20 protein-coding genes and 2 pseudogenes (1 of these 22 running past the window's edge) are annotated in these 26,549 nt (G+C 43.3%); 8 read left to right on the forward strand and 14 right to left on the reverse strand.

What is annotated here, in order from left to right; genetic code table 11:
* Nucleotides 1-189, forward strand: partial view of a group II intron reverse transcriptase/maturase gene (gene ltrA / locus ING2E5A_RS02690; RefSeq protein WP_154669989.1) — the final stretch only. Its footprint begins 1,206 nt before the window's first position; only the last 189 of its 1,395 coding nucleotides appear in the window; its start codon lies beyond the left edge, outside the window; its stop codon occupies nucleotides 187-189.
* 103 nt (nucleotides 190-292) lie between these two features.
* Here the strand turns inward: ltrA (ING2E5A_RS02690) and ING2E5A_RS15880 are convergent.
* From ING2E5A_RS15880 to ING2E5A_RS02745, 12 genes and pseudogenes are all read right to left on the reverse strand, one after another.
* Nucleotides 293-571 (reverse strand): annotated as a pseudogene (locus tag ING2E5A_RS15880) (transposase); the annotation flags it as partial.
* A 44-nt stretch (nucleotides 572-615) separates the two neighbouring features.
* On the reverse strand, nucleotides 616-2,499 hold the full coding sequence (locus ING2E5A_RS15655; RefSeq protein ID WP_071136079.1) for an IS1634 family transposase: 1,884 nt from the start codon (nucleotides 2,497-2,499) through the stop codon (nucleotides 616-618).
* 172 nt (nucleotides 2,500-2,671) lie between these two features.
* A complete protein-coding gene (locus tag ING2E5A_RS02705) occupies nucleotides 2,672-4,564 on the reverse strand; it encodes an AAA family ATPase (protein ID WP_071136080.1) in 1,893 nt (630 codons plus the stop codon).
* A gap of 357 nt (nucleotides 4,565-4,921) precedes the next feature.
* Nucleotides 4,922-5,947: a restriction endonuclease gene (locus ING2E5A_RS02710; protein WP_083373155.1), complete on the reverse strand. Its 1,026-nt coding sequence runs from the start codon at nucleotides 5,945-5,947 to the stop codon at nucleotides 4,922-4,924.
* Nucleotides 5,948-6,025: 78 nt separating this feature from the next.
* The gene (locus tag ING2E5A_RS14945) at nucleotides 6,026-6,256 is read right to left on the reverse strand and encodes a beta propeller repeat protein (RefSeq protein ID WP_083373156.1); all 231 of its coding nucleotides are present in this window, start codon (nucleotides 6,254-6,256) and stop codon (nucleotides 6,026-6,028) included.
* 194 nt (nucleotides 6,257-6,450) lie between these two features.
* Nucleotides 6,451-7,206 (reverse strand): IS21-like element helper ATPase IstB, encoded by a 756-nt coding sequence (gene istB, locus ING2E5A_RS02715; protein WP_071138159.1) that lies wholly within the window; start codon nucleotides 7,204-7,206, stop codon nucleotides 6,451-6,453.
* Nucleotides 7,169-8,749, reverse strand: coding sequence for an IS21 family transposase (istA, locus tag ING2E5A_RS02720; protein ID WP_161941936.1), 1,581 nt, complete (start codon nucleotides 8,747-8,749; stop codon nucleotides 7,169-7,171). The genes istB and istA overlap by 38 nt, the downstream gene beginning before the upstream one ends.
* A 608-nt stretch (nucleotides 8,750-9,357) precedes the next feature.
* Nucleotides 9,358-11,967, reverse strand: a complete 2,610-nt coding sequence (locus ING2E5A_RS02725) for a GIY-YIG nuclease family protein (RefSeq protein ID WP_231960425.1) — start codon at nucleotides 11,965-11,967, stop codon at nucleotides 9,358-9,360.
* A pseudogene (locus tag ING2E5A_RS02730) lies at nucleotides 11,967-12,227 on the reverse strand (KilA-N domain-containing protein); the annotation flags it as partial. The gene ING2E5A_RS02725 and the pseudogene ING2E5A_RS02730, both read right to left, overlap by 1 nt.
* A 77-nt stretch (nucleotides 12,228-12,304) precedes the next feature.
* Nucleotides 12,305-13,810, reverse strand: coding sequence for an Eco57I restriction-modification methylase domain-containing protein (locus ING2E5A_RS02735; protein WP_071136084.1), 1,506 nt, complete (start codon nucleotides 13,808-13,810; stop codon nucleotides 12,305-12,307).
* Complete coding sequence (locus ING2E5A_RS02740; RefSeq protein ID WP_071136085.1) at nucleotides 13,791-14,441, reverse strand: restriction endonuclease subunit M; 651 nt, start codon at nucleotides 14,439-14,441, stop codon at nucleotides 13,791-13,793. The genes ING2E5A_RS02735 and ING2E5A_RS02740 overlap by 20 nt, the downstream gene beginning before the upstream one ends.
* Nucleotides 14,441-14,755 carry a 5'-nucleotidase gene (locus ING2E5A_RS02745; RefSeq protein WP_197678514.1) on the reverse strand — a complete coding sequence of 105 codons (315 nt, stop codon included), beginning with the start codon at nucleotides 14,753-14,755 and terminating at the stop codon, nucleotides 14,441-14,443. Before ING2E5A_RS02745 ends, ING2E5A_RS02740 begins: the two co-directional genes overlap by 1 nt.
* Nucleotides 14,756-14,827: 72 nt before the next feature.
* Between ING2E5A_RS02745 and ING2E5A_RS02750 the strand changes: the two genes are divergently transcribed.
* The 3 genes from ING2E5A_RS02750 (at nucleotide 14,828) to ING2E5A_RS02760 (ending at nucleotide 18,048) form a co-directional block, all read left to right on the forward strand.
* The gene (locus ING2E5A_RS02750) at nucleotides 14,828-16,027 is read left to right on the forward strand and encodes an IS1380 family transposase (protein ID WP_083373158.1); all 1,200 of its coding nucleotides are present in this window, start codon (nucleotides 14,828-14,830) and stop codon (nucleotides 16,025-16,027) included.
* Between the two features lie 283 nt (nucleotides 16,028-16,310).
* Entirely contained in the window at nucleotides 16,311-17,705 is a 1,395-nt protein-coding gene (ltrA, locus tag ING2E5A_RS02755; RefSeq protein WP_154669989.1) for a group II intron reverse transcriptase/maturase, read from the forward strand.
* Nucleotides 17,706-17,859: 154 nt separating this feature from the next.
* A complete protein-coding gene (locus ING2E5A_RS02760; RefSeq protein WP_071136088.1) occupies nucleotides 17,860-18,048 on the forward strand; it encodes a hypothetical protein in 189 nt (62 codons plus the stop codon).
* 227 nt (nucleotides 18,049-18,275) lie between these two features.
* Here the strand turns inward: ING2E5A_RS02760 and ING2E5A_RS02765 are convergent, their stop codons facing one another.
* Both ING2E5A_RS02765 and ING2E5A_RS02770 read right to left on the reverse strand, forming a co-directional pair.
* Entirely contained in the window at nucleotides 18,276-18,959 is a 684-nt protein-coding gene (locus tag ING2E5A_RS02765; RefSeq protein WP_083373159.1) for a 5'-nucleotidase, read from the reverse strand.
* Nucleotides 18,960-19,486: 527 nt separating this feature from the next.
* Complete coding sequence (locus tag ING2E5A_RS02770; RefSeq protein WP_071135803.1) at nucleotides 19,487-20,044, reverse strand: hypothetical protein; 558 nt, start codon at nucleotides 20,042-20,044, stop codon at nucleotides 19,487-19,489.
* A 258-nt stretch (nucleotides 20,045-20,302) separates the two neighbouring features.
* Here ING2E5A_RS02770 and xerA point away from each other — a divergent pair, with 258 nt between their 5' ends.
* The 4 genes from xerA (at nucleotide 20,303) to ING2E5A_RS02790 (ending at nucleotide 26,505) form a co-directional block, all read left to right on the forward strand.
* Nucleotides 20,303-21,145 (forward strand): site-specific tyrosine recombinase/integron integrase, encoded by an 843-nt coding sequence (xerA, locus tag ING2E5A_RS02775; RefSeq protein WP_071136089.1) that lies wholly within the window; start codon nucleotides 20,303-20,305, stop codon nucleotides 21,143-21,145.
* A 113-nt stretch (nucleotides 21,146-21,258) separates the two neighbouring features.
* Nucleotides 21,259-21,588, forward strand: a complete 330-nt coding sequence (locus ING2E5A_RS02780) for a GNAT family N-acetyltransferase (RefSeq protein ID WP_177223637.1) — start codon at nucleotides 21,259-21,261, stop codon at nucleotides 21,586-21,588.
* A gap of 312 nt (nucleotides 21,589-21,900) precedes the next feature.
* Entirely contained in the window at nucleotides 21,901-22,794 is an 894-nt protein-coding gene (locus tag ING2E5A_RS02785) for an ABC transporter ATP-binding protein (RefSeq protein ID WP_071136090.1), read from the forward strand.
* An 18-nt stretch (nucleotides 22,795-22,812) separates the two neighbouring features.
* Nucleotides 22,813-26,505, forward strand: coding sequence for a golvesin C-terminal-like domain-containing protein (locus ING2E5A_RS02790; RefSeq protein WP_071136091.1), 3,693 nt, complete (start codon nucleotides 22,813-22,815; stop codon nucleotides 26,503-26,505).
* Nucleotides 26,506-26,549 lie beyond the last annotated feature (44 nt).

A 26,549-nucleotide genomic window follows, 5' to 3' on the forward strand; every position in this document is an offset into this window, starting at 1 on the left:
TGCAAACGGGCGTTGGGCATAGCCAGGTTCTTGACCAAGTTGGGCGTTCCTTGGAACCGGAGCTGGACAACGGCGGGAAGTTCTAAGGGATGGTTTAGACTGTCAATGACCCACGCTGCACACGAGGGAATGAACCTTGAATGGTTCAAGAAAACGGGACTTTACAGTTTAACGGCCAATTACGGTTAAACATTGAAGAAACCGCCTAATACGAGAGACGTACGTTGGGTGGTGTGAGAGGATAGCAGAGTTAGGAGTAATTACCTATCTTTGCATCCTACTCGATTATTTTTTATGCTGCTATTTTCTGATTGTTGTTATTAATTGATGAGAAACTTTTAGAGTTGATCTCTATTTTTATAAAAAACAGAATAATATCTCCTTTTTGCCCATATTTCTCCAAAAAATAGAGTATTTCTTTATCGGCTAATCCCTTCAAGTGTAGTTTTCCGAGGTTAAACGCGATAGCGAAGATTGCAAAGTCCATCAAAACCTTGTCTTTGTTAAAGTGTCTGAACCTATTGTAGTGCTTGTTGGATTTAGTTTGGCCGAACACTGACTCCGGTTCTATGTAAGCATTCGGTAAACCCCGTCCTATTTTAACCCACATTGCAGCTAACCGGAGCTAATTCCCTGTATCCCTGCGTATATATTTTTTTCAAGGTTCAATTGGGGGACTACAGATTTTTTCCTGATAAATGGTTTTTCATCGTATCCCAACACCTTATATATGATTCTTACTTTGGATTCAGGGAGTGAACATTTTCTAATCGACACACACTCTTCATCGGTATTTACCATGTGCGTTGTCACCATTTTCTGCGTGTTCATGATCCGGACAATCTCTCTCCACTCATGGGTAATCCCAAATTGTTTCAGTTTGAAACGGATCGTGCTTACCAGCTGGTAGGCCAACAGCCCGAGGTGAAGATGAGCCATTGTCGCCTCATCCGTTTTATGAAACACGGGACGCAGGTTCAGATCAGTCTTCAGGCAACGAAACGTCGACTCTACTTCTCTTATAGTGTTGTAAATCAGCCAGGTGATCTCCTCTCCATGTACCGACAGGGAAGTACGCAAGAAGTATTCCCCATGTCTTGATTCGCTCTTTGCCTCGATTCTCTCCCAGGATATGGATGTGGCATGAATCCCCCTTTCGTCGGGCTCCACATGGATCTGATACAGGCGGTGTACCGAAGGGTATTTTTCCTTTAGCCGGCCGATGCGTTCCCACACCTTTTCAAGCTTTTTGGTGCCTCCTTTCTTTTTCAGGGCTTCGGCTGCCTGGCTCAGTCCACATTCAAAGGCCCGCGTGAAACGGTTTTCCATGGACGCTTCCTTGAGACCCTTGCTATAGCTCTTCACCTTGTAGAAGCTGTCACTTTCGCCATCCACTTCTACCTGACTGATCTCGATGAGCTGGTTGGATTTATCCCGTATTTCCACAGGGGAAAGGCTTGTTGCACGGTATTCTTTGAGTTTACCCCGTGAGACACAGATGTAGTCGAAGGATTCCTCTTTCAATATCTTCAGGTTATCATTCGTGGCGATGCCGGCATCCATGACCACCACCTGCTTTTTATCGGATCTCCCCCGATGGGATTTCATCTTGTCAAGAACATGTCGCAGGCTTTCAGGATCAGTCATGTTGCCTTCAAAGATTTGTGACTCCTTCAGGAAACCTTCCGGGTTGACCACCACAGCCAACACCACCTGTCTGGCATCGTTACGCTTTTCCTTGCTGCGCCCGAACTTCGCTATCCGGCTCTCTCGCATAGCTCCCTCGAAGTAGGTATTTGTCAAATCATAGATAATGATCTTGTCATCCAAGGAAAAAAGATCGTTCGTACGGTTGGAAAAATGACGTTCCAGGCCATCCTTCTCATCATAAAGCCGGTGAGCCATCTGGTAAAGCTTATCCTTGGTGATGGCCGAAGGATCAACACCGGTTAGTTCACAAAGCGCCGAGTTCTCCTTCAACCAACGGCTGGTTTTAAACTCCGATGCGGGGTAAACAGCCCGGGCGATGATCTGTGTTAAAGCAAGGGCGATATCTTGTTTCTCCCAGCCGAAAGTCTCAAAATACTCTGGCAGGAGCAATTGGCGGCAAGCTTGAAGGCAGAGCCATTCGCCACCAACCTCCCGGATATCACTGTTCGTTGTCCTGTCAATGTACACCTGCTCGATACCGGCTGCCTTCTTTTTTGCCTTTTCTATTTTCTGCGCTTCATGGAGTAGTCCCACGTATTTCGTGCACAGGGCTTCCACCTTGTCATCGCGAAGTGAAGAGATGATGAATGTTTTGCCCTCGAGGTAAACCTGGTTGATGCGTTGACAGAGAAAGGGAATCTTTTCAGGTGGAAGAACTGATTCCAGGTCACCCAAAGAGAGCAGCGTGCGATTACGGATGAAGCGGCCTTCCCGGTAGCTCTCACACAACCGGTAATGGGTATACTCATGGCCCCCATCCTTTTGCTTTATGCTTGTCTTGAAAAACATACAACGCAAAAGTAATCAAGGGTAACGGTTTTTTCAACATCAAATGGGGGACTACATTCGTGTTTTAAAATAAACCGACATTGAATATCAGCCTGATACAAAAATTTATGGTCAGCAAACAGACGTAAAACAAGCGGATTTAACGTAAATAGAGGGTAAGTTTAACTTCTATTTATAATCGTGCTGCAATGTGGGTTAAAATATCTGCCAAAGCATGACGGTTTATGTTTTGAAAAACTTTTGAACTACCTCGGTCAGTTCCAAAACTCAAATCAATTTTTATGTTTGCTTTTCTCAAAGCTGTCAATTCTTTTTTGAAGATGTCTTCAAAATCCTGTCTGACTAATTCTTCTCTTGCAGATGAAGTTTTACGGCTAATTGAGTTTGTATTGAAACTGGATGAATTGGCATTTAGCGTCTTTACAATCTTGTGATTTGCAATTGCAGTTTTTACTTCTGCTACTTTTCCTGAAAGATATTTTCTGTCTTTCAATTCAGCAATTTCTTTATTCAGAGTTGTTTCCCGTGTCTCAAGGTTTGCAAGTACTTCTGACTTTTTAGTTAAAGATTCATTAAGTTCTTTTCGCTTAACAGTTAAATAAGTAATTATAGTTTGATAATCATAAGTAAAAGTTGAACCCTGTACAATTGCATCTGTTATGAATGCTGTTTTTAATGCGCCCAGATTGGTATTGTAGTCGGTAATTTCTTTCGGCTGAACTGGTGATTGGTTTTCATCTGTACCGAAAGTGTGTTGGTGGAAAGTAAGGTTGGTATCTACTTGTTTCACAAGTTCAATCAATTCTCTCTTTTTCTTTTTTAATTCTGTAAGGTTTTCTTGTGTCTTATCGTTTAGAAGTGTCCTGTAACTTTTTAATAATTCTTTAGCTGAATCATCAAGCGGTTGCAAACAATAAATACAAGTGTCGTCTTCTTTTGGATAATCGGGTTTGTCAATTATTTTGATGTAACTCTCTGCTGCCCTAATAAAGTAATTGAACTCGGGTGTTTGATAAAATTCAATTCCTCTTTCTTCGGCTAAGTCTTTTAATCCTTTTTGCGTTTTGCTTTCTAAATAGAAAATTTCATTGTTGATTGATAGAAGTGCTTGCCAATTAGCATAATTGAGTTTTGTTTTAGCAGACTCAATATTTACAAGGATAGAATCAATTTCTGAAATTTGATTTCTCAATGTTTGAATCTGAGATTGAAGAAACGCCTTATTTAAAGATGTAAGTTCGGCTTCCTTTACTGTAAGTGCATCTTCATGAGCAGGTGTGAAGTCAGAGAGTTCGGTTAGTTTTTGTTCTGATGATGTTGCTGAAAGTGTTTCAATAAAAGTGTGCTGTGGTGTTCCTAGTGTCAGGTTGTCAAGCCAAAGCAAAGTTGTTGGATGTGAAGCAATTTTTCTTTGCAACAATTGAGAGAGAGCATTCAATTCATCACTTACAAGATGGAATAAATGAAAACCAATTGGAGAAACAATTAAACTTCTGTCGCTTATAGAGAACTGGACACAATTACTATTGAAAACAGAAATGTTTTCAAGTTCGGAATCGTTGTTTGCACCATTCCATATAAAAGTTTTAGGAGTGCCATTTGATTTGAAATTAATCGTTGCTGACTGTGGCTCTGCTTCCGCATATACATTTGAAAGAATTGTTTTATTGTTGTCGTAACTGAAACCAAGAGCTTTCAGAATTCTACTGTAACCAGTTTTCCCTGTTCCGTTTTCTCCATATATTACTGTGATGTTCTTGGCAAAGTTCAAAGTTTGATTTTTTGCAAGTCGGTTTACTCCAGTAATTGCAGAAAGTGAATCAAGTTCAATCGTCTTTGTTGTTGGTGTGTAAGTTGGTTTAGAAACTGTCAAAGCAGGCAAACCTGAATGAAGATTTATTGATTGGAGAAAGTAATTGAAAACTGTTTCTCTGTCAGCAGTTGAAAGGGGGTTTTCTGTCGCTACAATTTTGCTGATAAGAAGTTTGCTCCAGTCATCATGATTCTCTGTCCATTCCCAAAGGAAATCTACAATCGCTCTTTTATTTGGAGTTGTTGATGCCATTTTTACTTAATCAATTTTGATGATAGCTGTGTCGTTATAGCATGACGCACAACGGGCGGAGGATTTGCGAGGTTGCGGGGGGGGGGGGGATATCCACTATCCCTTGTAATCTCGCAAATCCTGTGTTCTACGATGTCGCCGTTAGGCGAGGAGTAGAATGCAGGATGTAATCCTCCGTCCGTTCTCCCGACGAGCCGAAGGCGATGTCGGGAGAACGTTTTGGCGCTTGGCGCAGTGGCGGATTTCGGAGCACAAAACTGTCAATACACCACAAAAGTTGATGCGAGGTAGAATGTTCAATTAACCACGTCACCCGCCATTGAGCCAAACGCCTGTTACCTGCTGTGTTTCTTGTCATTATAGGTTCGTATTCAATAAGTTAATCCCAACATTCAACAACATTTTGGAAAATTCAAGTCCATTTATTAGTTGAATTTCATTTTCCTTGGCAAGATTTTCTGCCTTTTCATTGAAGGTGTTAGCTGTCGTTATAACCCAAGCGACTTTATTGTAGCCATCATCTATACTTTCTTTGTTTGTCTTATAATCTAAAATTTGAGTTGTTCCCCATTCACTGATTTGTCCTTTTTGAAATTTGGCTTGGGTGTAAATAATCAATTTTATATTTTCAAAAACAGCTACAATGTCTGCATCACCTTCTTTGTTACTCTCATTTTTTGCAGGGATAGAGACTTCATTTGCTCCAATTGTCTTAAAATAAGTTTTAACCAATTTCTCAAATTTGTCTGGGTTCAATTCATTTTTAATTGCATCTAAAACAAGATTTGCAGTTTTGTCGATAATTATTGAGTGTAAATGAATTGGCTTATTGACTTTGTAATTTTCTATACTTTTTTCAATACTGGTTTTCAAGTCATTTATTGAGGCATTGGTTTGTCTTATTTTCATTCTTGAAGTAAGCTTGGCATCTGCAAACTTGTCTCTTGAAATCTGTCTATAAAGGACTTTTACTTGTCTTGCAAAACCTAAATCGTATGCTTTTCCATTTTCAGAAATTAAGTGCGTTCCATTTGTAGAAACAGATTTGCCCCCCCAAGATTTAAGTCCTTCTGAAAAAGTCTCCCCTATTAACAAAGGTCTGTCGTCCGTAATTTCACACACAAAAAAAGTGCCCCAACTTGGGATTATTACAATGTCGCCTTTTGACATTTTCAGAAAATTCCAAAGGTTATGCCTTGTTCTTGGAACTGTTCCCCACATTTCTTGAAACTGTCCATTGAAATAATTCCAATCGTTTGCTAAAACCTTGTCAATTAATTCACTATTTGTAAAATCTGAAAATCCAATTGTTAGGTATCCCTTGTCTAACAATGGATAAGACAACTCTGCTACGTGGGAAATTCTATGAAGCCAATAATTCATTTTGTGCTTTTTAAAGTTATTTGTAAAGTCAGTGACGAATGTAAAAGCGGTGCTTGCACCGCTTTTACATAATGTCTTTTAGCTTCTCTTATTCCAAGTTCTTCCGTCATTTGTAGAGTAGTAAAGACCTTTTGTTGTTTGACCCAAAATTTCTTTACCATTGTCTGTCAAGTCTTGGAAGTCTCCATAAGAACTGCCTGAATAACGAGTGTTCCAAGTCCTACCGTCATTGGTGGAATACTCAAGTTTGTTTTGTTGTTTGGGGCTTATACGGATTATTTCTTTGCCCCTGTTAATCATTTGTCCCATATTTTATGGTTTTAATTGTTAGTGCTTACTCTAATCGGTTTTCAGCTTCCCCGTTTGTTTATTTCACCCCAAAAGTATACCAGTATTTCAATCCAAAAGTATACCATTTTAATTTAATCTCCAAGTCCGTTTCCCTGTTGGGGGCGGTACCGCCCCCAACAGGGAAACGGGCGTTCTTATTCTGACTGTTATTTTCATTTTCCATTCATCATTTTTTCTGTTTCTTTCAGCCGGTATGAGTCTCCGGACATATTTACAAGATATGCCTTATGGGTTACCCTGTCTACCAGTGCCGCTGTAAGGACGGGGTCACCAAAGATCTCTTCCCACCGGTCAAAGCCGAGGTTCGTGGTAATGATGGTCGATTTCCTGCCCGTTCTTAAGGAGAGATGGTTAAACAACAGTTCAGAGCCTTGCTTGTCAAAGGATACATATCCAAACTCATCGCATATGACCAGGTCATATTTTTCAAACTGGGCTTCTACCTGTTTCAGTGTGCGCCCGGAGTGGGATTCACGTAACTGTGTCAACAAGCGGTGTACTGTGGTGAACAACACTTTATACCCCTGCATGCAAGCCTTAAGCCCCAACCCTATGGCGATGTGTGTTTTGCCCGTACCCGGGTTGCCGGAGAGGATCACGTTCCGGGCCGCCGGGATGAAGTCCAGTCTTTCCAGTAAAGGGAGTTTCTCCCTGGCACCCGGAGGTAACTGGTCACGCTCAAGGTCGGAAAGATACATTTTAGACGGGAACCGGGCATTCCTTATTTGCGCTTTCTTCCGGTTCTCAAGCCTGAGTTCATATTCACGTTCCATGAGCATTACCAGGTACGCTTCATAATCAAGCCCCTGTCGGGCCGCTTCTGTTGCCAGTTCCTTGTAATCACGCCTGAAAACAGGCAGTCGGAGCTCTTTACTGTATGCTGTTATTTGCCTGTTGATAGTGTCCATCATAGTTTGTTTTTTGCATTAGCCCGGCGATGCCGGCAAGTTGTTCTTTGGCCTTGATACTTATCGTATCTTCCGGCTCCCAGGTTGGGTTTACACGGGGTTTATTTCCCAGCAGGGCCCGAAGCTTTTCCACGCTGATTCCCTGGCAGCCGGTGTCCAGTAATCGCTTAAGGGATTCCTCGAGTCTCTCACGGCTCACCATTTGCCCGCGGCAGTATGTGAGCAGGTCGATAAATTCACGGGGTTCGCTTTGGAAATAATCCATGTACAGCCCTTTAAGGTAATGGCTGCCGGCAAGTGCCAGGCTACCAGCCAGGGCGCCCGGTTTCTTCTTGAATGTTGACAGGTAATGCTCTATCTCCACATTCCAGGAGTGTTTTTCGTAACTACGTACATGAACGGCCACCCGTTTGTTTTGCACGTACACCTGCAACTCGCGGCTGCGGACACTCACATCGACAAACTCTCCCACCAGGTGATCGGGAACCGAGTAGCGGTTGGTGCGATAGCTGATGGTGGCATATTTATCCACCCGCAACTGCACCTGTTCACTGCAGACAAGCTCCATGGCCGGATGCTTGCCCAAAAGGTTCTTCTCCTGAGAGAACAGTTCGTCGGCGCTCTTGCCTGTTCCCTGCTGCTTCCCCGCATTGAGCCTTTTAAGCGTTGCATCAAGCCACTGTTGGGCCTCCAGGATGTCCGCAAAGGCATCCTTGGGGGCGAACGCTTTACGGCGGACATACTCCACGCTCCGTTCCACGTGACCTTTTTCGTTTCCACGGCATATGTTGCAAAAGCGATGCCTGAACTGATAGTGCCCCCGAAGCTGGAGCAGTGACCGGGTGGGCTCCTTTTCATGCGGCCCGACAAACCTGGCTACCGCAACACGCATATTATCGTAAACCATCTCACGGTAGACGCCACCAATGGTTTTAAAAAAACGCACGTGAGATTCCATGAAAGCCAGGGTATCCTGCCGCTCGTAAATAAAAGCATAGCGGTAATTGCTGAAGGCGGAGGTAAAAACAGCAAGTTGCAATGACCTGCGTTTCCCTGCAATGCAGAGTTTGATCTCACCCCAGTCAAACTCACAGGTTTCCCCGGCCTGATAAACCTGGCGAATAAATGCTTCTTTGGTTACTACCCGGTTCTCCCTGCGCGCAATATGATTACAAACCGTGGTATAGCCAATGTCAAACCCTCGCCGGTGAAGTTCCTCAAGGATGTCCTTTTTCTTTAGCATCTGCTTGCGCAGGCCTTGCCCACGCTTACGCTCGTTGTCTTCAAGTAATTCATCGATGACAGTTTCCACCTCGCGTGTTAATTTGAGCCTCAGACGAGGTGTAGCCATTTTATAGACCGGTTCACTGGATAGATTACACGATTGCGCTGTTTCTTTACAGACTGCCGATTGCAATGCCTTTTCGTGTTCCTGCAGGTACTTCCTGATTGTTTTGCGACTAATTTGCAAATCACGGGCTATTTGACGCTGACTTTTTCCATCGCGGAAGCTGCTAATTATAATCTCCTGTTTTGTATACATACTTATCATTCTTTATGAACGAAGTTGTTCCGTTCAAGTTTGTAAGTGGTATACTTTTCGATTGAAATGTGGGGTACTTTTACACTAATATATACACCCCGTTTCCCCGCAAAGTTAAATTGTCAGTCCGTCAAAACGTGTCGTTGTCTTTATGCACTGTCGTTTTTAACATAGCAGGTAACGGACGGAGGATTTGCGAGGTTGCGGGGGGGGGGATATCCACTATCCCTTGTAATCTCGCAAATCCTGTGTTCTACGATGTCGCCGTTAGGCGAGGAGTAGAATGCAGGATGTAATCCTCCGTCCGTTCTCCCGACGAGCCGAAGGCGATGTCGGGAGAACGTTTTGGCGCTTGGCGTAGTGGCGGATTTCGGAGCTCAAAACTGTCAATACACCACAAAAGTTGATGCGAGGTAGAATGTTCAATTAACCACGTCACCCGCCATTGAGCCAAACGCCTGTTATCGGTTCGGTGTTCTTCTTCGTCCGTTGGTTTGTCGGTCGTTTTGGTGGTGCGGTTGGACAGACACACACATTGCCAAGCTTGGGTTGTAGCGTGGGCTTGTGCGGCTTGGCAATGTGTGTGGCTGTTGAGCGTTGGCATTTGTCTATTCTGGTTCGTTTACAAAACTTTCTTCATAATCTTTTCTGCTCAAAACAGTGTCGTACAAACCTACGTCTTGTCCTTCGTGCTTATTGATTCCAATATATTCCAAACTTGCGTCTTCATACCGTTTGAATTTGTAAACAGCATCATTCATTAAAGCAGAGTTGAACACGCCAAGGCTTACCAATAATTCAAAGTCTTTCACTGACAAACCTGTTACTTTCTTGAAAAGCCCAGGCTCTAATTGTGTGATTACGTCTCTCAAACTTCGTTCTCGGTAGTCTGTCAGATACATAAACACAGGTACACGAGTAGCGAACTTGATTAGCTTTTCTTGGATTTGCTTTCTTAGGCTCTTGTACTCTTTTTCTTCGTCTGAAAGTTCTTTTTTCTCTTTCTTGGTCAGTTCTCGGTCGTTGGCTTCTTTCTTTGCTTTTTTAACTGCTTCTGATTTATTGATAATAGTTTCAATGTCCTGATTCAAATTCCTGAAACCTTCAATGTTCATTAAAGCTTTCATTGCCTCTTCGTTTGCCATCAATCGGGCAAGGGTGTTATTGTCCACATTTACGAGTAAGGCACTTTCCCATCGTCTTGCTAAAAGCGTTGCGGTTGTGCCACTCATTGCCATATCTAAAATTCCCACTGCATCCACTTGCTTCATTGAACTGCCGTCATAAGCCAATACTGGTAGGAAGTTGATAAACTCAGCAACTTTTGCTTCGGGGTTTGATTCGTTTACATTAAGTCGGCAACTGTAATCGGCAATTTGCCTTAATGCACGGTCGGGAGCAAAGTCAAAAACGTAACATTCTTCTTTCAGTATTTCTTCTTTGTTGGGCGATTTGCTGTCTGGGTTTTTAATAACCCACGGTGTTTGTACTCGGAATGCTGCTTGGAAATACGTTTCTGGACTGGAAGAATTTCGCAACATAAAGATACCTGTCCACGGCTTTACGGAAACACCTGTAGTCAATTTACCACAAGAGAGCGTAATAGTTTTAGAATCCAGTGGATTGTCTGTCATTGCATCTAATACTGGTTGCAATGCTTCTACGCCAATTCCTGCTTCCGTTCCTGCTGCAACTACTACTTTGTAATCATGGTAAAATTTATTCTGTCTCTGTTTCAATAGATTGGCCATTGCGTTACAGGCTGCAACGGTTGGTAAAAACCAAAAAGTGTGATTTAGTACTTTGAGCAATGGTGCGTGTGAAAAAGGAAGTGGCGGTTTTTTGGCTCCCATTTTCAAATGGTCAACGGTAGTTTCGCTAAATGCGCCTCGGATTAAATCTAACCATTTTTGTACTTCGTCTTCGTATTTGAATCGGGCATTTCTTCCTTCTCCTTCGGCCGAAAAGAAAACATTCAAGTCAAATCCGTCAAACTCGCCTTGCATTGCAATCTGGCGAATGGAGTCTGGAAGTTGATACGTGAGCATTACCATTCTCGGCAAGGACGCATACGGATTCGGTCCTTTGGATTCATCCCAGTTTTCCTTAGCTCGTTGCTCATCAGAATAGGTCCAATTGTAAATTTGTTCTTCGATAAATTCACCTGAATTTATCGCCCGAAAGGGTGTTCCGGATAAATACAAAAAGTGATTGGCTTTGATGGGCAGTATACCTTCTAATACATCGGCTTTTTTATCTTCAGCAAACCCTTCTTTTTCTATTTTTTTGAATTCTTCCATTTCTTTTTCAGCATCGCTGTCTCTATCAAAAAGGTCTTTCGCATTGTCCCGCCAAGCCCCGAAATGGTATTCATCAAATACAATGCAGTCCCATTCTGTTTTATGAACCCACTCGTTTTTAACTTTAATACTGCCATCTTTTTGTGTTCCCAAATAGTCTTGGAAGGAACCAAAACAAACCAAAGGTTTATTGTTATCTATATTTTCGCTCGTAAGTTCATCTGATTGTTTGGATATAAACTGCCAACCTTTAAAGTCCACATGAGACAATAGATCTTCTTTCCAAGCATTTTCTACTGCAGGCTTGAAGGTTAGCACTAACAATTTTTTCCACCCCATTTTTTTAGCCAACTGGTAAGTGGTAAAGGTTTTTCCAAAACGCATCTTAGCATTCCATAGAAAATGAGGTGGTTTGTTGGGATTTTCTTTCTTATAATTTTTGAAATAAATAAATGTTTTATTTACGGCTGCTTCCTGCTCCGGACGCATACTGTATGTATGCACACGGTTTTCTTCTGTTCTTTCTCCTGTTTTGATTTCCCACATCGCTCTGCGTAAATCATTTAAAGTACATTGAAACCACTCTCCCTCAGGGTTTGCAAATCCTAATTTACGCAAATGTCTATGTACATCCCGGTCAATGAAGGAACTGCCGTCGCGCTTCATTGCCGATTCTTCAAATACAATTTTGTATGGAATGGCTGCCGTGCCTAATTGCTCTTTGATACGTGTTTGTGCATCACGGTCGGTATAGCCGATTTTTAGCAAACCTTTGTGCGTGTCCACACCTACCAACTCATAAGCGTAAATAGTTGGATTAGTGTTGGGGCGTGCCGGGAAAAATGCTTTTTTACTCATTTCAATAATTTTCTGTTTTCTAATTCTTGCAAAATTTGCATCTGCTGTTTGGCTATTCATTTTTTAGGTGTCAAAACAAAACTGTTTAGTCCCGCTTCTCTTCTAAACCCGTCGAATTCGACGGGTTTAAAATCCGGGTTATGGATGGTTTCCCACAACCCAAGTAATTCAATGGTGTTGCGGTTACGCATCCAGTTTTTGATCACATCATCTGCGTTGTTTGGATTTTTATACTTAGCAATATCTGTAATCGATATAAAATCAGTCTCCGCAATGCTGATAATTGAAATTTCCTTGTCCTTTACGTTAATTTTTGCCATAATTTTGTAAATCCGTTAATCCTGAAAATCTTGCTTCAGACAATGGTCGGGGCGGAAAAAATTCTTTTTTACTCATTTTATTCCATTGGTCTTATTAAGGTATCAATGAACTTAATTTCACTCGCTGTGATGCCATATTTTGCAAATAATTTCTCATCAGTCCATTCTTCGTTGAAATCTTGGATTGGTACAAAAGCAAATACACCCCTAGAAATATTTTGTGTGTTTTTGATTAATGACATCATAAATCGGAAAAAACGTGTGTGCATATATTTTGCCACATTCTCTGCAATTTTTTTGTTTTTATAAATGCCAACAACTAGATACGTCTCAGTACAACAAGACATTTTATCAGCGACAATTGGTTTACTAATTATTTGATGAGGATATGAGTCTCCGCCCGGACTGGCTTTGGAAACCAAGACTTTTATTTCATTTACCCAATGCTTATTCTTTATCACTTGTTCTTCGCTCACAAATCCGTTATCTCCAAATCTGTATAGCAAGATATTATGCTTATCCGTTTTACTCTTTTTGAAACCTGAAAAATTGGAATCAAGTCCAAAGGGCTTTCTTGCACTCACTGTTTCATCAAATGTCTTTTCATTGAACTTCTTAACTTTTCTAAGTATGTCAATTGCTTCATTGTATCTTACAAAGACGTCAGACTTTGGCTCTAATAACGGTCTTTTTGAAGTGCTCAGAATTGTACCATTTTTGTAATTTGTAATTGTACAATCCCCTTTGTGCTCTCTGTCCCAAAGAAAATAGCACACACCACCACGAATATTTAGACCAGGAAAACAATCAGATGTTTCTGGAAAATCGTGAATTTGAGCTAATCTTTTATCTTTCAGCATTTCATCTCTAAATTCATCAAGTCCTTTGCCGCCTGAGTACCATCTTGCAGGAACAATCATTGAGAGATATCTTGGATTCAATTTCTTTGCTTGTTCAATAAATTTGTGATAAAGTGAAATTGCACCTGAATCACGACCACCGCCATCACTCATTTGATAAGGTGGATTTCCAACGATAACGTCAAATTTCATATTGAATATTTTTTCAGGTTTGTCTGTGTGAATAAAATTGTAAGCGTAGGTTTCCAAAGCATCTTCTCGGTCATACACTTCCTGGCTGGCTCCGCAATAGGTGCATTTACCGTTTTGCCAGGTGTGTTGCATACGTTCGTAATAGATATTGCCTTGCTCATTATCAAAAGTCTCGCATATAGAGTATTTACCATTGGCTGTTTTGGAGCAATACACGCTTCTGCGGCTTAATAAGCTGGTAAGTTCGGTAATGGCAATTCCATAGAGTTGTTTGCTAAAAATATGGTTAATGCGTTCCTGCTTGTCGGGAATTTGGGTTTCCAAACCGTGCATTAGTCGCTTAGCCATTTCACGCAAAAACACACCACTTTTAGAAACAGGGTCTAAAAATTTGGCGTTTGGGTTGCTCCACAACTCAGCAGGGAGCAAGTCCAAAATATCATTCACCAAACCGGGTGGCGTAAATACTTCGTCATTGCTCAAATTGGCAAGACAGGAGAGTACGTCAGGGTTATAGTTCGTTTGTATCATCTTCTCCTAATTTTAAGAAATGAATAAGCGGAAAATCCTTTACAGGTTCGTCAATGGCTGCTGCGTTGCCTTCATCATTAAACAAAGAAAATTGGTGCGATTTTTCCACTAAAAATTTAAACATATAATCTCTGCGTTTCAGCATAGAGCCATTTACCGCACTCCATTCCGAAAATATAATCGGCTCCTTGGTTATTGGATTTGTAAAGTCCAAAGCATCGCCCCACAGAATATTTCTGCTCAATAAAAACTTAACACTCCTTCTGCATTCGTCTTTACATTTGTCCTTGAATAAAGAAATATATCGTTCGTTAAAAATATTATACAGTCGCTCTCTACACTCCTGAGCATTATCTTCCAAAATATCCACACCGTATATACTTGAAACAGCGATTACAGCATAGCGTTCCCATTCCACTTGACTTTTGCTGTATCGGCTGTCCACCACTGCTAATTTTCGTCTCAAAACTTCTGCTAAAAAATTGCCATTACCGCAAGCAGGTTCTAAGAAACGTGAGTCAATGCGTTCCGTTTCGTGTTTTACCAAATCGAGCATAGCGTTTACTTCACGTTCGTTTGTAAACACTTCACCGTGGTCTGTAACTCGTTTTTTGGATTTTACTTGGCTCATTAATTTTCTACTTTTTCTGTGTCTTTAGCGTTTACAATCATTTCTGTTTCAAAATTTTTCAAGATTGAATCCGATTTGTATAGCACTTTTCCACAAGGTACCTTAGTTTGAGAATCCACCAAATGTCTGTCTTGGTCATCAAAAAATATGTGTGTGCCAATAGCTTCAAGAACTGGAGCCTTAGGCCACCCTCCTAAAAAGTACGCTTCGTCAACGTAAACGTTCCAACTTCTCAAAGTTTTTATTACTCGCATATGACTAGGTGAATTTCTTGCTGTAACAATCGCAATTCTTAAAGGACCTAAAAGTCTCAAATAAAAGTTGCATGTGTCAGATAAAGTATTTATCTTTAAGGTGTTAAATAAAAAATAACACTCACCCGACACATGCAATACAAAAATAGTAAAAAAATCTCATTTACTGCCAGTTCAGTAAAGAAAGAGTTCAGTTCAGAACAATTAACGTCATATTCAGGGTTAAGCGTAACCTCTGATTTTATCAACCATTGCGGCATTTATCGTCGGTTGGAACATCTTTTCCCAACCATCCGCCACAATGCAAGCCGTTTCAGCACAGCCCAAATACTCTCAAGTATCCTGTTGGCATCGTTGTGCGGTGTTCACCGTTTGAAGCGGATTGAAAACTTCACCTTTGACGCCTTGGTTGCCCGCTTGTTGAAGTTACCCAAGAACATTGACGAGGACACCATACGCCGCCATTTGACAGGTTTGGGTGAAAGGGGCGCCCGTTCGCTTCACGAGCTGTTGTTGGGTTTTACAGGCATGCAAGTTTCCCGTTGCGGTTTAAGCCGCTTGACACTTGATTGCGACTCAAGCACATTTACCGTTTACGGCAACCAACAAGGGGCTGAGGTGGGTTATAACTCGCATAAGAAGGGTTCGAAAAGCTATCACCCCATCTTATGTTTTGTCACGGAGATGAAACTGCTTGTCAATTCATGGCTCCGCCCGGGTTCAGCTTACACCTCAAACGGAGTTTGTGAGTTTGTCAAAGAAACCTTGGCCGCTCTTCCCCAAAAGGTGGAGAAGGTGTTTTTCAGGGCCGACAGCGGTTTTTTCAATGGTGGATTATTTAATTTGTTAGAAGACGGTAAACATGAATATTTGGTGAAAGTAAAGCTGAAAAACCTGAAAGATTTACTTGCCGGGCAGACTTGGCAGCCGATTGGCCCACGGACGGCGACCTGTCAGTTTACACATCAATGTAGCGGTTGGAGGAATCCCCGCATGTTTTATGCCGTGCGCATCATAAAGCAAATGGTTGAAGTCGATTATTTTGGCGAAAAACAATTTGTACCCGAGTATGAGTACTTTTGCTATTGCTCGAACCTGAAAGGATTGGATGCCTTGCAGCTCCATACCCTTTATGGATCCCGATCAGAGAGTGAGAATTGGATCGAGCAAACCAAAAACTCGCTTTGTGCGGGAAAAACCATCACGCATGATTTTGTTTGCTATGCATGTTCATTATCTATAGGGTTAAAGTCCCGAGCGGGCTTATTTTGGCGAGAACCGTTAGTTGATGGCAAGGGTGTTACCGCGAGGTATAACCTGAAAGAAGCCTAAAACAAAAGTTGGTACTAACGAACAGAAACTGCATACTAAGGCTTACCCGGGGGGTAATGTGGCAATAAACACAGACGCCCTAAAGCCGTCCGTAACCCGGGGTAGTAAATGCAGTAGTATTAACAGGAAGATAATGCACTTAACGTAGGAGGTCTCTAACCCGAAAGGGGCAGAGAAGTCAGCAGAGGCCATAGTACCGCTATAAATATTGAGTAACGTCAATACAGGGAAGGGCTGAATTTTCAATTAAGGAGCAGTTATTTTGTAAATTGTAACGACCATTATGAACCCAGGTAAACACGGGAACTTACAGATGAGTCTTTTTGACGAATGGGAGCGTGGCCAAAAGGTGAAGGGGACTGACGTATTCAGTTCAGGAAGCGGTTTGGTACGGGACGAGTGGTTGTCAGGTTGCAAAGAGGAACGAGCCTTAACCCAAGATTTAATGAGTGATATAACGGACTTAAAGAATCTTGATGCCGCATTGCGGCAAGTAATCAGTAACAGGGGAAGTGCGGGCATTGACGGGATGACCGTTGACGAACTTAGAGATTGGCTTAACAGCCACCACCGAGAACTTCAACGCCAGTTAATGACAGGCACATACCAAGTTACGGCAGTTAAAGAGGTATTAATCCCGAAGCCTGATGGCGGGAAACGCCAACTGGGTATTCCCACGGTCAAAGATCGCTTGGTACAACAAGCGATAAGCCAAGTACTGTCGAAACGTTATGACCCTATATTCTCCGAATACAGCTACGGTTTTCGTCCACGGCGTAACGCTCATCAAGCATTACGTAAAGCGGGCGAATACGTGGCCGAAGGAAAGGATTGGGTTATCGACATAGACTTGGCAAAATTCTTTGACGAGGTGAATCACGACCGATTGCTTTGGCAGTTAAGTACTCGCGTTGGTGACAAGCGCGTACTTAAGTTGATAGGTAAATTTCTTCGAGCAGGAATGCTAATCGGGGGGATGGCCAATCAACGGGTGAAAGGGACACCGCAAGGCAGCCCACTATCACCCCTGTTGTCGAATATCGTCTTAGACGAACTGGACAAGGAGTTAGAGCGGAGAGGACACTGCTTTGTACGCTACGCCGATGATATTATCATAATGGTCGGAAGCGAACCAGCCGCGGAGCGATCGATGCAAAGCCTCTCCAAGTTTATCGAAAATCGGATGCGATTAAGAATAAACAAGGAAAAGAGCCATATCGTCCGTCCTCATCAACTCAATTATCTCGGCCATACTATCTTAAAAGGCGGGAGTTTAGGATTAAGCCGAAAGAGCGAACAACGCTTCAAGGCGAAACTAAAATCGCTTACCAAACGCAACAGGGGCATTAGCTTCGATCAGTTAATAAGCGAGCTAAATCCCGTTCTACGAGGCTGGCTAAACTACTTCAAGCACGCAAAGATGAAAAGTCGTCTTCGCAACCTTGAAGCTTGGCTTCGTCGTAGATTAAGATGCTATCGTTTAAAACAATGCAAACGGGCGTTGGGCATAGCCAGGTTCTTGACCAAGTTGGGCGTTCCTTGGAACCGGAGCTGGACAACGGCGGGAAGTTCTAAGGGATGGTTTAGACTGTCAATGACCCACGCTGCACACGAGGGAATGAACCTTGAATGGTTCAAGAAAACGGGACTTTACAGTTTAACGGCCAATTACGGTTAAACATTGAAGAAACCGCCTAATACGAGAGACGTACGTTGGGTGGTGTGAGAGGATAGCAGAGTTAGGAGTAATTACCTATCTTTGCATCCTACTCGATTGGGTAAACGATATTCTTTGGCAACTTTCGTCATTTGCCTACAGTTTATCGGTGCTCATGCGATACCGGGGCGACTTTTGGGTTTGGCGCCAAGAGCACTCTACCTTCCGAGAATGGTTTATCCGAGTGCCGGGTAAAGTGGTGAAATCCGGCAGGCAGGTCACGGTAAAAATGCCTAAGGAGTATTACCGAAAAGCGGGGTGGCGTGATTTTGAGCAGCGAATAACGACAACGATGACCGGATGACGGATTTTCACTTAATCGTCCATCGCCATCTTTCGTGTCGTAAAAGGGTTTATGACAAGGAATTGCCATGCCTTGGAAGAGTGGTAATGTTAATATATATAAAAACGCCACCATAAAAAGTAAATCAACACGTTAAACGTGCAAGAAACAGTGAAGATGAAAAGAAAATAAAGAGAAATTCCGCTTTGAAAACTATTAACTTGAGTTGGGAATTTTAAATGAGATTTTTAAGAAGGAGATAATTCTTTTTCAACTGGCAATTGATCTTGAATATCTGATAACTTTCTTAATAAAGCAGCGAATGGTCCATCATTTAATGGTACATTTTCTTTTTCTTTTTCGTGTTGATGAAAGGCTTCAATATTTTGTGTTTTATAAATGATTTCTGATTCTTCCGAAAACACTACTGCATCTGCATCAAAGGTAAACTTAACTCTGTCTGTTTCAGGTGTAAAATGCTCAGGAGGGTCATAAACTAGAGCTGTTGCACAACTTGACGAATCAATTATTTTCTGAACGTCTTTCTCGTCTTTAGATAAAAAGAGGTCAATATTGAATGCTTTTATAAATGGTGCAAGTGGTTCACCTGCTGAAAATGCCCATCGAGTAAAAGGTAATCCATAATGCTCAATGGATTTTAGAATCCTTAAACCAGTTTCAGGGCTATTTTTAGACATAATAACCACTTCAACAATTGGTGATTTGGCGTCAACGTGCTTATTCAGTTTTAGCAGTGCTTCTATTAATGGAAAGGCTGTTCCTTTTTCAAGTAATTTATCCTCATTGGCAAATTGATATTCACGGAAACCCCGTACATTTTTTTCTTTGAATATTCTTTCTTCTTCTTCAAGATTGAATAATGCTCTAGAAGAAACACCAACTACTAATATTTTTGAAAAGTCTAATCCCATTTATTTTTTTTCTCGTCAAATTTACTTTTTTATGTCTGTTCGTCTGTCCGTGCGTTGGCAAAAAATGGCTCTTTTGGTTTTTTGAGCGTTGGCTCGTGTGTCGGCAAAAACCAAATGTGCCATTTGCGGTTCGGCTTTTTTACACTGACCGATAACGGACGGAGGATTTGCGAGGTTGCGGGGGGGGGATATCCACTATCCCTTGTAATCTCGCAAATCCTGTGTTCTACGATGTCGCCGTTAGGCGAGGAGTAGAATGCAGGATGTAATCCTCCGTCCGTTCTCCCGACGAGCCGAAGGCGATGTCGGGAGAACGGTAAATTGTATGGTGCGTAGGGCATCAGAAAGCACTTTCCTGTCAAACCGCTAAGTAGCCGAAGCGCAGGTTTGACAGCTACAATTTGACTAACCGTCGAAGCTGCGCTTCGGCGGAGTTGAAGAAAGCGCAAAAGATTCAAATATAGCATATCCGCCCTATGCACTATACAAAATGTTAGCGTTTCGTACTTTTATTTTTCAGTCATAGTTTACCATTTCTTTGCATTGAATCCAAGGTTCAATTGTAACATAATTGGGAAAAATCCACTGTTACCTTTTGTGTCGAAATAATAAACAGGTCCCATATCAAAAAGTAGGTGCATCTTTCCATAAGCTCTTTGTATTCCCCAAGTTGGTCCAAAGTCGAAACTTATATCGTCAATTCGGTAAATATTTTTTGATTCAATTTCTTTGAAGTTGGTTAAGAGTCTTAATCCCCAATAATTTCCTGAATTATAATTTAAATTTTTCCCTTTTGATTGTCTTTTAGTCCGATTGTAAATCTTTTTGTATGACAAGTCCAAAAACGGCGAAATATAATATGTTACTCCACTTACCAAATAATCATACTCAAGGTGCATATAACTACCATGAATTCCAATTCCTGGATTTATTGCAATAGTCGATTTATTTGAAATCGGCATCTCAAATTCTAGTCCAGGGTTTAAGGCATTTATTCTAAATACTTTACTCAAATCGTTGGTTACTTCCTGTCCAAAGCTTGTCAAACTAATCGTTAAAGTGATTAGTAAAAATAGTTTTCTCATTTCTTGCTTTTGTTTAAATATAAATGTTAAAAATTAAAGTTTTATTTGTCTAATTGCTCGGTCTTTTGGTATGAACGCTAACGTGTTGTTTACGCAATAAATATACAACTTTCGTAAATACCCGATTTATAACATTCGCTTATATATATTAACATTAAAATATTTTGCATTTATATCATATTGTATTTATGTTTGTTATGTTTTAATTAATTTTTTTTATATTTTTGCATATACGAATGTTTCACAAAATCGAATACAATGAAAACAATGGATTTATTGGAGGAGTTTGAACGAAAAATGATTGTTCAACGATACAGTCCCAGCTCCATAAAAAATTACAAGAGTGCGGTGAGGAGTTTTCTACAGCTGGCTGAAAAGAAATATAGCCATCCGCTGGAGATAACGGAAACGGAAATTGAGAAATATATATACTGGAAAATTGAGAAACATCGCATCGGAGCATCTTATCAACGTTTGATCGTGGCTTCAATAGACAAGTTTTATCTTTCCATGTTCAACAGACAACTCAACCTCAAACACCTGTATCCGCGCTCAAAGAACAAAAGTCTGCCGGTTTACCTGACTGCCCGGGAGGTGAGCCGGTTAATGGAGAGTGTGACCAACCTGAAGCATAAATGTATCGTACAGCTGTTATATGGATGCGGACTGCGGTTAAACGAACTGCTTCACCTGAAACTAACCGATGTCGATTCGAAAAATAAAATTATCCTGGTTAGAAAAGCCAAAGGAGGAAAAGACCGTGTGGTGATGCTTTCCCCTCTGTTACTGGAATCTTTAAGGCATTACTACAAGATATATCAACCGGAGGAATACCTGATAGAGGGGCAGGGAGGGGGTGTCTATTCCGAAAAGAGCGTGCAGGTCATTGTCAAGAATGCAGCTTTAAAAGCGGGCATCACCAAAAAAGTGACTCCTCATACCTTGCGCCACAGCTTTGCTACCCACCTGCTGGAAAACGGTACGGATATCCGGTATATCCAGGAATTGCTCGGACACAAATCGGTGAATACGACCGAAATTTATACCCATGTTACCGACATCGCGAAATCCAAAATAAAAAGCCCGCTCGATCTGCTTTGATGCTGAATGCAGGTCATTGAGCCTGAATCCCCTATTTTTTTCAAACTCAACTTTCATTATCAGTCGAATATAGCTATGGATAACAAACTACTCATCAAACAAAATAAAAGGATATGGGAAAAGTAATAATTGGAGAGTGCGGAGATGTAATCATTAGAGAATTAATGGACTCTGATTTGGAGAAAATGGCACTTTATGCAAACAACGAGAGGGTTAGTATTAATTTACGTGATGGATTTCCAAAACCATTTACAATTGAGAATGCCAGGAACTTTAAGAAAATGGTGGATACTCAAAATCCAAAGACCTATTTTGCCATTGAATATATGAATGAGTACGTGGGAAATATAAGTTTGACGCCTGGAACTGACGTTTATCGTATATTAGCCCTCAAAAAAACCAGACCGATTAAAAATGGCGGTTTAATGACCAGGGCGCAATAGGGCGCGATACACAATACCCTAAAGTTGATCCGTAGGGAAGAAGGGTGGAGCAGGAGATTGCACAAGTGAAAGGAGTACCGTTCTCTCATCGGGGGGCCGTTCCCTTTTCTGGCAATAGTTCTTGTGGGTTGAGAAGTTTTTTTGTTTTGCTTTTCATTGATTTCGTCGATAGAATAGCTGCGTTTGTCTATTTGATTTGTTAACCAGATAACATCTGGTTATTTTTGTTGCTATTTCGATAGCAAAGTTATTTAAATTGTGTTATTGAGCCTTGATCGGTTTTCATAGAACGATACCCTTGAAGAAGTAACGATGAGCATTTCAATCAGGTCACTGAATAAGATCTACCCGAACGGGAACCATGCATTGAACAACATCAATATGGAGATCCCAACCGGCATGTTTGGGCTATTGGGCCCAAATGGTGCAGGTAAATCGACGCTGATGCGTATTCTTGTTGCCCTGATGGAACCCACCTCGGGAGAGGTGGATGTGTTCGGTTACAACCTGCTGAAAGAGCGCAAGCAGGTTCGTGGAATTCTAGGCTATCTACCCCAGGACTTTCGTTTTTTTGCCAAATATAAGACTTACGAATTTCTTGATTATGCAGCACGCTTATCGGGCATGCATAACGGAAGGAAACGGCGGCAGGCCGTAGATGAGATGTTGGAGATGGTCGGACTCTTCGATGTCCGTGAAAGATATGCTTCACGGCTCTCGGGTGGAATGAAACGTCGCCTGGGCATTGCACAGGCGTTGATCCATAATCCCCGGCTGATCATTGTGGATGAGCCCACCACGGGGCTCGACCCGGAAGAGCGGATCCGCTTCCGCAATCTCCTGGCCAAGATCAGTGAACAGAACGTGACCATCATTCTATCTACCCATATCGTGGGTGACATATCCAGTACATGTAACTGCATGGCTCTGATGAATAAGGGGGAGATCGCCTTTTTCGGTTCGCCAGAGGAGATGCGTCGGGAGGCTGAAGGAAAGGTGTGGCGAATGAAAATCAGCGGCGACGAGTTACCCCTTATCGACAAGAAATATCCGGTAATCACCACCATACCGTCGGGTACCGGGTGGGAGATCCAGGTTGTTGCAGACGAGATTGAGGGGTACGATGCGGAGCCTTATCCTCCCAATCTCGAACATGCCTATGTCTACTTCATGGAGAAGAAACTGAACCGTTGGATGGAGGATTAAAAACTGAAACAATAGAGGATGCTGGCGTTGTACAATATACATTCTGTTGCGAGATATGAGAGCAAGTTGCTGATGCGGAGCTGGTTCTATCGTATCTTCCTGATTCTGGCCCTTCTGTTGCTCTGTCTCTTCAATTTTATTGCCCTGATCTCGGAGGATAGCGGTGGCTTTTGGCTGATGAAGGCATTACCGGCCAATATTCCCTATATCAACCTGATGTTTCTCAATACGGGACAGGCTATTGTTGCCGTCTTCCTCTCCTCTGAATTTCTGAAAGCCGATAAAAAACTGGATACCTCCGAGGTATTCTATGTCCATCCATTGAGCAATGCGGAATATGTGGCAGGCAAGATTCTGGGCAACCTGTCGGTCTTCATCCGGTTGGATCTGCTGGTTATCCTGCTGGTGGTCATCTTCAATATCGTTTCTGGGGTGACGATAGACTGGAAGGCCTATCTCACCTATTTTCTGCTGATCTGCATCCCCACACTGATCTATATCTTCGGGCTCTCCGTGGCGCTGATGCTTGTCTTGAAAAGCCAGGCCATCACCTTTGTCTTTCTGTTGGGTTACATTGCACTGACCCTCTTTTATATCGGTGACAAGTTTTATTATCTCTTCGACTATATGGTATATAACCTGCCTTTGGTAAAATCAACCATTGTAGGTTTTTCCAACTGGTCGACGCTGATCAATCACCGGATGATCTATCTCCTGTTCGGCCTGGGATTCCTCTCGATCTCCATTTTCCTCTTCAGGCGGCTCCCAAACTCAACGAAGGGAAAATATCGCTGGCTCTGGATTTCGTTTCTCTTTTTCGCCGGAGGAATATGGGCCTCTTTCAATCATGTGGAGGGTATCCTGAATGCGGCAAACCGGCGGCAGCTCTATACTGAGGTGAACAACCGGTATGTAGGAAATCCCCGAATGGTGGTAGACCGATACGATATCAACCTGATACAGCATCCAGGGAAGATCTCGTCTGAAGTGGAGATACGGGGAGTTGCACTGAACCGGGCTGCTGAATTTACCTTCTGTCTGAATCCGGCACTGGTGGTGAGTGAGGTGGCCGAAGGTGACCAACCACTGAATTTCAAACGTGACCATCAGATCCTGCAGATCGATTTCGGACGTGAACTGGCAGCTGGTGATTCGGTCAGCTTTAAACTGAAATATTCTGGAACGATCGATGAGAACTTTTGCTACCTCGATATTCCCGACGAGATTTTGCTGGAGGAGCGGGCAAACGGGATGTTCAAGATAGATAAGCGGTACAGTTTCCAAGGGAAAAATTATCTGCTTTTCACGCCTGAAACCTACTGGTATCCTCGCCCGGGAACTTCCTACAGCAGTGAGAATCCCGACTGGCAACAGGCCTATTTCAGCCATTTCAGGTTGAAGGTGAAAACCATCAACGGGTTGAAGGCCCTCTCGCAGGGAACGATGAAGTGGCCGGTCGCAAGGCGGATTCCTGTCGAGCCCCGCCGCGATTCACTGCGAATGGAGAGAAGATCTGTAAGGCGACCTGGTATGGGTGCAGATACGACCGCAAATCGGCCTATGCGGCCGAGAGGAGAGATGAGAGCGGGAGGAGAGATGAGACCACAACGAGAACGTCCGGCCGGCGAGGCTAGAATGGGCGGCGAGCGTCGTCCACCCGCTTTTGAGGGAACACCGGGAGCCAGGGAGAGAGGCATGCCGCGACGACGGAGCGACAGCGATTCGCTTAGCATGCCCAGGGACCGTTTCCCGTCACCTGGCAGGGGCAATCCGACCGGGAGGGGAAATATGGCCTTCCGCACCGAGGTGACCTACGACTCTCTTTTCGTCTATGAAACAGATTTCCCGACCCCATCCATCACGCTGATTATTGGAGATTATGAACAGAAGAGCGTGGAGGTGGACGAGACGCTCTACAGCGTGTGGTACCTGAAGGGACACGACTATTTCTCCGATGTGCTGGCCCCCATCACCGACACCATTCCCGCAATGATCCGGGAAAGAAGGCGCTCTATCGAGGTTAACTATGCCCTCGACTACTCCTTCAACCGCTTCTCGCTGGTGGAGGTTCCCGTCCAGTTTCACAGCTACATGCGCACCTGGACGCAAGCCCAGGAGGTGATGCAGCCCGAAATGGTGCTCTTCCCCGAAAAGGGTAGCCTGCTCAATGAAGCCGATGTGGTAAAGGGTGTTCGTGACGAAAAACGGCGGGCACAACGAAGCGGGCAGGAGATCAGCGATGAAGATGCAGGCATGCGGGTGTTCAACAGGTTCTTGAGACTGTTTGAACGGCAGGAGAGTGCCCCCGACTGGTCACAGCAACGGGGTGCGGTGAATGTCTCCACAAAGCCCAATCCCTATTTTATTTTCCCGCAGCTCTACAACTTCAGGTATAACATATTCTCTTCCGAATGGCCGGTTTCAAACAGGCTGATCGAGCTCTACCTGCAGGACCGGTCGGATGTAAACAACTGGATACGGCAGACCAACGGTATCAGCAACAACGAAAAGGCTAACCTCCTGATGGCACAATACCCCTTCCGGGAGTTGCTAACGGATGTAGAGCACCGGGATCTGCTGGATAATGTCATCTCCCTGAAGGCCAACTATCTCTTTGCCCATGCCGAACGGAACGTGGGATACAAGGAGTTCAGGGATTCGCTACGTGCCCTACTGAAGCGAAACCTGTTCACCAACCTGCGGTTCGAGAACCTGCTCGATACCTTGGGAGCGATTGGCGATGCAGATCTGCATACTCCCCTTAAAGCATGGCATCACCCTACGGCGCTTCCCGTTTACCTGATCTGGACACCGGAAGTGATCCAGATCACCAACCGCGACGCTGAAGTCTTTGTGGTTAAACTGCAGATCACCAATGATTCTGATCAGGATGGCGTGGTCAACGTAGAGATCAACTTCGGGGGAGGGCAGGGGGCAATCTATGACCCGAGGGCAAAAAGGAAAGTGCCCATCAAGGCGCATGAAACGAAGAGCCTGGTCTCCGTATGGGAGGAGGCGCCCCGCAGTATTCAGGTCAATACCCTGATATCTGCAAACCTGCCTGCCACCATCATGCTCCCGGTAACCAACATCATCCGCGAACGGAACAAAACGGTTGACGAGGAGGGGGATTTCATTGTGGAAAACGCCTCGTTCATTTTCCCCGGTGAGGTGATCGTCGACAATGAAGACAGCACTCTCTTCAGCTTATCGGCACCCGAGGTGGTGGGGTTGCTGCCACAATGGCTCGACCGGATGGAAGATGACTCGTTCCCCTATTCGGGAGTCTCCAACTGGCGACCTCCGCTTAGATGGACATTGACCACCAACGATAAATATTACGGTACCCATATCCGTTCAGCCTATGTGGTGAGGAGCGGAAGCGGAACCCAGACTGCCACCTGGAGAATTCCGGTACCCGAGTCGGGGCAGTACGACCTCTATTACTGGGTTTACAAGCCGGATGAGTTGCGCCGGGGAAGGGGAAGGGGCGGTCGCGGAGCTGCCGGAAGGGATGCCGAATACCATTTCAAGATCCGTTACGACGGCAGCGAGGAGGATGGCTACATCAACCTGCAACGTTCTGAGGAGGGGTGGAGCCTGTTGGGGAGCTATTTCTTCAGCAAGGATACGGTAGATGTTGTCTTGAGTTGTGACACTAAGCTGCGGACAGTAACGGCCGATGCGGTCAAGATTGTCAGGCGGCATTGACCATGCCAGGTATTGATTCCAATCAGATAGATGTGAACAGAAAA

This window comes from Petrimonas mucosa, assembly GCF_900095795.1.
GTDB lineage: Bacteria > Bacteroidota > Bacteroidia > Bacteroidales > Dysgonomonadaceae > Petrimonas > Petrimonas mucosa.

Coding starts and splice junctions, on each gene's coding strand:
- ING2E5A_RS15655 (WP_071136079.1), bottom strand. CDS start 2,499: ATGTTTTTCAAGACAAGCATAAAGCAAAAGGATGGGGGCCATGAGTAT.
- ING2E5A_RS02705 (WP_071136080.1), bottom strand. CDS start 4,564: ATGGCATCAACAACTCCAAATAAAAGAGCGATTGTAGATTTCCTTTGG.
- ING2E5A_RS02710 (WP_083373155.1), bottom strand. CDS start 5,947: ATGAATTATTGGCTTCATAGAATTTCCCACGTAGCAGAGTTGTCTTAT.
- ING2E5A_RS14945 (WP_083373156.1), bottom strand. CDS start 6,256: ATGGGACAAATGATTAACAGGGGCAAAGAAATAATCCGTATAAGCCCC.
- istB (WP_071138159.1), bottom strand. CDS start 7,206: ATGGACACTATCAACAGGCAAATAACAGCATACAGTAAAGAGCTCCGA.
- istA (WP_161941936.1), bottom strand. CDS start 8,749: ATGTATACAAAACAGGAGATTATAATTAGCAGCTTCCGCGATGGAAAA.
- ING2E5A_RS02725 (WP_231960425.1), bottom strand. CDS start 11,967: ATGAATAGCCAAACAGCAGATGCAAATTTTGCAAGAATTAGAAAACAG.
- ING2E5A_RS02735 (WP_071136084.1), bottom strand. CDS start 13,810: ATGATACAAACGAACTATAACCCTGACGTACTCTCCTGTCTTGCCAAT.
- ING2E5A_RS02740 (WP_071136085.1), bottom strand. CDS start 14,441: ATGAGCCAAGTAAAATCCAAAAAACGAGTTACAGACCACGGTGAAGTG.
- ING2E5A_RS02750 (WP_083373158.1), top strand. CDS start 14,828: ATGCAATACAAAAATAGTAAAAAAATCTCATTTACTGCCAGTTCAGTA.
- ltrA (WP_154669989.1), top strand. CDS start 16,311: ATGAACCCAGGTAAACACGGGAACTTACAGATGAGTCTTTTTGACGAA.
- ING2E5A_RS02760 (WP_071136088.1), top strand. CDS start 17,860: ATGCGATACCGGGGCGACTTTTGGGTTTGGCGCCAAGAGCACTCTACC.
- ING2E5A_RS02765 (WP_083373159.1), bottom strand. CDS start 18,959: ATGGGATTAGACTTTTCAAAAATATTAGTAGTTGGTGTTTCTTCTAGA.
- ING2E5A_RS02770 (WP_071135803.1), bottom strand. CDS start 20,044: ATGAGAAAACTATTTTTACTAATCACTTTAACGATTAGTTTGACAAGC.
- xerA (WP_071136089.1), top strand. CDS start 20,303: ATGAAAACAATGGATTTATTGGAGGAGTTTGAACGAAAAATGATTGTT.
- ING2E5A_RS02780 (WP_177223637.1), top strand. CDS start 21,259: ATGGGAAAAGTAATAATTGGAGAGTGCGGAGATGTAATCATTAGAGAA.
- ING2E5A_RS02785 (WP_071136090.1), top strand. CDS start 21,901: ATGAGCATTTCAATCAGGTCACTGAATAAGATCTACCCGAACGGGAAC.
- ING2E5A_RS02790 (WP_071136091.1), top strand. CDS start 22,813: ATGCTGGCGTTGTACAATATACATTCTGTTGCGAGATATGAGAGCAAG.